4 protein-coding genes are annotated in these 6,000 nt (G+C 37.9%); all 4 read left to right on the top strand.

The features are described 5' to 3' along the window. A partial coding sequence (locus G2999_RS13425; RefSeq protein WP_010178052.1) for a ThuA domain-containing protein occupies positions 1–249 on the top strand: 249 nt, incomplete at its 5' end. 96 nt (positions 250–345) lie between these two features. Beyond that, positions 346–1,710, top strand: coding sequence for a DUF1800 family protein (locus G2999_RS01570; protein WP_010178050.1), 1,365 nt, complete (start codon positions 346–348; stop codon positions 1,708–1,710). A gap of 3 nt (positions 1,711–1,713) precedes the next feature. Then, positions 1,714–2,886, top strand: coding sequence for a DUF1501 domain-containing protein (locus G2999_RS01565; protein WP_010178048.1), 1,173 nt, complete (start codon positions 1,714–1,716; stop codon positions 2,884–2,886). Between the two features lie 380 nt (positions 2,887–3,266). Continuing rightward, complete coding sequence (locus tag G2999_RS01560; RefSeq protein WP_010178045.1) at positions 3,267–5,993, top strand: alpha-L-rhamnosidase; 2,727 nt, start codon at positions 3,267–3,269, stop codon at positions 5,991–5,993. The last annotated feature ends 7 nt before the right edge of the window (positions 5,994–6,000 follow it).

Here is a 6,000-nt window from a genome sequence, read left to right as displayed (position 1 = left end):
TCAGTATCACAAGGAGGTACTGGTAAACATGAACCAGCATTAATGGTACTAACATATGGGCAAGGTCGAATTTTTCATACTACGCTAGGTCATCAATCAGAATCATATGAAAGTGTTGGGTTTATCACTACCTTTTTAAGAGGTGTACAATGGGTTGCTACTGGTACAGTATCCATTCCAGTACCAAATGATTTTCCAACAGAAGATCAATCATCATCTCGCCCTTTTGTTCGTTCCACAAATCTTTGATATTTAAAATGTAAAGATATGTAAATTAAATGTTATTCTTACAAATTTAGACGTAATCTATATTTGAGTAGAGTAAATCATTTAGTTGAATAAATAATGTTAAGTGGAAAAAATACAGGCTGGTCATTGGCAAATATTGCAGTTAATCGTTTCGGTTATGGTGCTATTGCTAATGATCTTCAGCATGCTACATTGGACCCTGTTATATGGGTAAAACAACAACTTCAGCCTGTGACATTTGATGATGGCTTGCCACATTCGTCATTTATGATAGCCGAGCATGAGCGCTATAGAGAGTATAGAAAGCTACTCCAAGAAGATTCTACAAACGCTTCTAGTAAAGCGATGTTTAACAAAGAGCAAGCCCGAAAAACGGTTCGCCAACTTTCTTTAGCCTCATTAAAACGAGCCATTAAATCCCCTCATAGTGTCAGTTGGCGTTTACTCGATTTCTTTTCTAATCATTTCAGTGTTTCAGCAACCGGTCGTCTAATGACTGGCTTAGCACCGACTTTAGAAAGAGAGGCAATAGCAAGTAATTTATTAGGTACATTTGAAGATATGCTTTTAGCTGTCGAACAGCATCCTGCTATGATTATTTATCTTAATAATGAACAATCGGTAGGCCCAAATTCTAAGATATCTAAAAAGCGCCAATCCAAGGGGTTAAACGAAAACCTCGCCAGGGAAATATTAGAACTGCATACGTTGGGTGTAAATGGGGGATATCAACAAACCGATGTCATTGAGCTGGCTAAAGGGATCAGTGGCTGGAGCATTGATAAATCAACCAATGATGATTCCGCAGGCTTTAGATTTAGAAAAAATGCACATGAACCCGGTACACGAACACTATTAGGTAAGCGATATTCTCAAACTGGTATTGCGCAAGGTCAGATGATGTTGTCTGCACTTGCTAATCATCCACAAACCATCGCGCATATTTGCCGTAAAATTGCATGTCATTTCGTGAGTGAAACACCAGATGATAAACTATTGGTCTCGATGCATAATGCTTGGAAGGCGACAAATGGTAGTATCAAAGCAGTGATGCATAGTATGTTTGAATCTGAGTATGCTTGGTTAATATCGCCACAAAAATTTAAAACACCTCGTGAATTTATTATTTCTACTTACCGAAGCTTAGGCACTGAATTGGTAAAAGATAATATATTGTTATCAGGGATCCGCATGCTCGGTCAGCAACCTTTTAAAGCGGGAACGCCAGCTGGGTATAGTGATAAAATAGATGATTGGTTAGGTGCAAATGCATTAGTGTCTAGAATAGATTGGATCTACAGGCTTACTGGTACATTAAAAAATGTTAACGCAGAGAATCTGATGAATAACACATTAGGATTAATACCCAATCATCCAACTTATTTATCTGTTATTCGTGCTGAGAGCCGCCATCAGGCGCTTGCACTATTATTCCTTAGCCCCGAATTTTTGCGGAGATAATCCATGTCAAATACAACTAATAACGGTTATACCCGTCGTCAGTTTATTCAGTTAGCGAGTACAGGCATAGCAGCTCTCTCTTTTCCTGGCATAGCGTCAGCGAGTATGCTTATTAACACTCCTGCATCATCACCGAAAATTGTATGGATAGTATTACGTGGGGCTTTGGATTCATTACATACCGTGATACCAAGCTTTGATAAACACTATCCGACATTACGACCTAGTTTGTCTCAAAGCTTTACGTCTCCAGTCTTACCTCTAGATAGGGGATTTAGTTTACATCCTGCAATGTCAAATATGCATGGTTTATTTAAAACAAAACAGCTTATACCTGTGGTTGCTGTGTCTTCGGGATATCAACGACGTTCACATTTTGATGGTCAAGACTTTTTAGAAAGTGGTAAAGGGATAATTGACCATGATAGTGGATGGTTAGCAAGAGCCATTGATGTGAAACATAAAAAAGCGTTATCTATTTCAAGAGCTGTTCCTATCAGCTTAAGAAGCAGTTCTAAAGTCAATACGTGGTTTCCTTCTCGTCTTAATGATGCGGATAACGATATTTACTTAGCTTTGGAAAAACTATATCAAGATGATGAATTGCTATCGATGCATCTGAACAAGGGACTCGCTTTAAAAGGGATAGTTAATTCGAAAGGTAATAAAAAAGGTAGGTTGGGTAAGTTCGAAGACCTTGCTAAGGATTGCGCTAAGTTACTGACATCTTCGGATAATGTGGATTGTGCTATGTTAGAGCTAGGCGGCTGGGATACGCATAATCAACAAGCGAGTCGATTAAATCAAAAATTAGCTGAATTGGATACTGGAATTGACGTACTGAGAAAAGGTCTGGGAGAGCAATGGTCTAATACAGTGGTGATTGTTGCCACTGAATTTGGACGTACTGCCCGAGAAAACGGTACAAAAGGAACCGATCATGGAACCGGTAATGCTATGTTTTTAGCTGGAGGAAGCCTGAAAGGAGGGATGGTAAAAGGTCAATGGCCAGGATTAGCTGACGAACAGTTATATGAAAATCGAGATTTAATGCCGACAACCAATACGTTTGGATGGATTGGCAGTATTTTACAGCAGCATTGGGGATTCACCGATGAAGAACTTGCTATTGTGTTTCCTCAGGTTGACTCATACAAAGAATCATTATTAATTTAGTCATCAATAAGAAAAAATCTACTTATTGATGATTCCCACAATTAGATCAGACTTTATCAAGTTTCTGTTCTACGATTGATACTTAATCAGTTTAATTATTGCAACAATTCAGGTTGTAACATCCCTTAACATTAGCTGTATCTTTTTCTACCCCTTCATTCGTTTCAGGTTCTGTGAAAGAAGTTATTTTCTGATAGGTAAAACTTTTATCGGATAAATAGGCATGATAATTATTGACTTATTATGATTGTTTTTGCTTTGATTTTAATGCAGGATGGTGTGATAGTTTTTAGTAATCTAGTTAAGAGTGATATATGTTATCAAAAATAAAATCCAATTTCACAATACTAGTTATCAGTCTGAGTATAGCGTCTCTGTCAATGGTAGCTTGTTCTGACATTTATGATAGCCAACATTTAACAAACCGAGCTTTAGCTGATGCCCCAGTAAACTTAATTGTAGGTGAAGGTTTTGAAAATCCTTTAGGATATTATGAATCACAACCTCGTTTTTCATGGAAAATAGATGACAGAGCTCTAGCTCAATCGCAAACTGCTTATCAAATTCAAGTGGCTAGCGATATTTTATTGTTTAATACTGTGCCTGATTATTGGGATACGCTAAAGGTGCAAAGCGAACAAACTAGTTGGGTTCGATATGAAGGTAGCCCGTTAAATACTAGACAAAAAGTTTATTGGCGAGTACGTTTTTGGGACGAACAAGAGCAAGTGTCAAATTGGAGTAAGCCCGCATCAATAGAATTAGGTTTATTAAGCAATGCGGATTGGTTAGGGCAGTGGATAGGACATCCTGATACAACGAAAAATAGTAATGACATTTCGCCTAATCAGTCCAATCTAGCTACACCTCAATACTTACGAAAACCTTTTATTATTAATAAACCAATTAAACATGCTCGCTTATACATTAGTGCTAAAGGTATTTTTAAACCTTATCTCAACGGTCAGGAAGTAGCACCTAACGATGTGATGCTCCCTGGTTGGACTCCATATGATACCCGTATTGAGTCATTAACGTATGACGTGACATCAATGTTAACACAAGGAGAAAATGTACTTGGTGCAAGTTTAGCTGGGGGGTGGTATTCAACCCGTGTGTATAAATTTTTAGATACGGAGCATCAAGTACCTGCTCGTTTATTGACACAGCTAGAAATCACATTTACCGATGACTCAAAACAAACCGTTGTATCTGATGATAGTTGGCAAGTTAGCCAAGATGGTCCAATCCGATTCGCAAGTATTTATGACGGTGAGAAATATGACCAAGGCAAAGAAATTAAAGGTTGGAATACGAGTGATTTTGATGCGTCTCACTGGGCGACATCTATTATTGAACCGTTAACAGATGATATTCAAATATTACCAAAACGACACGCACCAATACGTGTTACAGAACAAATGCAAGTATATGAAATCGTCTCGGTTAATGAAGGTAAGGTCATATTTGATTTTGGTCAAAATATGGTCGGTGTTCCAAGGTTATCGATCCCTGTTGTAGTAGGTCAAGAGGTTACGGTTCGCTATGCTGAGGCCTTGCATAAAGGTGAATTTTATACTGATAACTATCGTAGTGCTAAATCAATTAACCATTTTATGCCCAGTGAAAATGGTGTTGTCGAATATGAACCGACATTTACTTATCATGGATATCGTTACATAGAAATATCTGGCTATGATCAAACTAAGCAACCTACTAAGGACTGGGCAACTGCACAGATACAGCATTCGGATGTGAATATTCATGCTAATTTCTCGAGTTCTCATCCAAAGTTAAACAAGTTAAGCAAGAATATTACGTGGGGCCTACGCAGTAATTTTTATGATATTCCGTTAGATTGTCCACAACGTGATGAACGGTTAGGGTGGACTGGTGATGCACAAGTTTTTGTCACTCCTTCAATGTATATGGCGGATGTATATGGCTTTTGGTCAGCGTGGTTGCAAAGTATTAGAGAAGAGCAAGGGGATGACGGTAAAATCCCTTTATATGTTCCATTTGTTGAGTGGATTAATTTTGCATCATCAGGTTGGGGTGATGCGGTCACAATTATTCCTTGGGAACTTTACATGATGACTGGGGATGAAACAGTCCTGACAGATAATTATGAGATGATGCTAGGATGGGTCGGGTATCACCAAAAGAAAAGCCAAGGGTATGTTTCTAATATGACGACCTTTGGCGATTGGTTACAGCCTTACTCAGCACCTGCATCAGAAGATGGACAGGGTGCAAACCGTGGAGATACTAATTTTAGTTTGATTGGTACTGCCTACTTTGCGCATTCTGTAGCATTAACCCTTAACACTGCTAAAGTACTTGGTAAAGAAGCTGACATTAGTCGTTTGCAGAAATTACATCAAAATATTAAAACCGCGTTTTTAACGACTTTTTTTGATAATGAATTGAACTTACTTTCAGCAAAACCTACGCAAACAACCTACTTATTAGGACTTGCTTACGACTTGTTTCCAAAAGAGAAAAGAGCGTTAGCTGTAGATAAATTAATTGACTTAATTGAACTAGCAGATAATCATCTGCGTACTGGGTTCTTAGGTACACCACTACTAACACAAGTTTTACAAGAAGCTGGTCGAAGCGATATTATTTATGATTTACTTTTTAAAGAGACTTATCCTTCATGGTTTTACTCTATAAATAATGGTGCAACGACTACTTGGGAACGGTGGAATAGCTATACAATAAAGGATGGCTTTAATCCTGAGGGTATGAACTCTTTAAATCACTACGCTTATGGTACTGTATCTAGATGGTTCTATGAAGGCATACTTGGAATAAAGCCTATCACGCCAGGTTTTAAAAGTATTAGTATCGAACCTCAATTTGGAGAGCAACTAAAAAGCGCCAGCGGTTCGTATAACACCCCTCAAGGTAAGGTAAGTGTTGACTGGACATTATTGAATTCAACATTGAGTTTAAAAGTTACGATACCAAAAAATACTACAGCAACAATTATCTTACCAATATTAGACTCACATATACTTAAACTTAATGGACAAGAGACGTATATGAGTGAAATGCAAAACATTGGACCAGGGCGCTATCAAATAGAAGTGACTTTATAACTTTTAT

This window comes from Glaciecola sp. HTCC2999 (genome assembly GCF_000155775.1).
Classification (GTDB): domain Bacteria; phylum Pseudomonadota; class Gammaproteobacteria; order Enterobacterales; family Alteromonadaceae; genus Opacimonas.
This window is presented reverse-complemented; position numbering and strand designations above follow the sequence as displayed.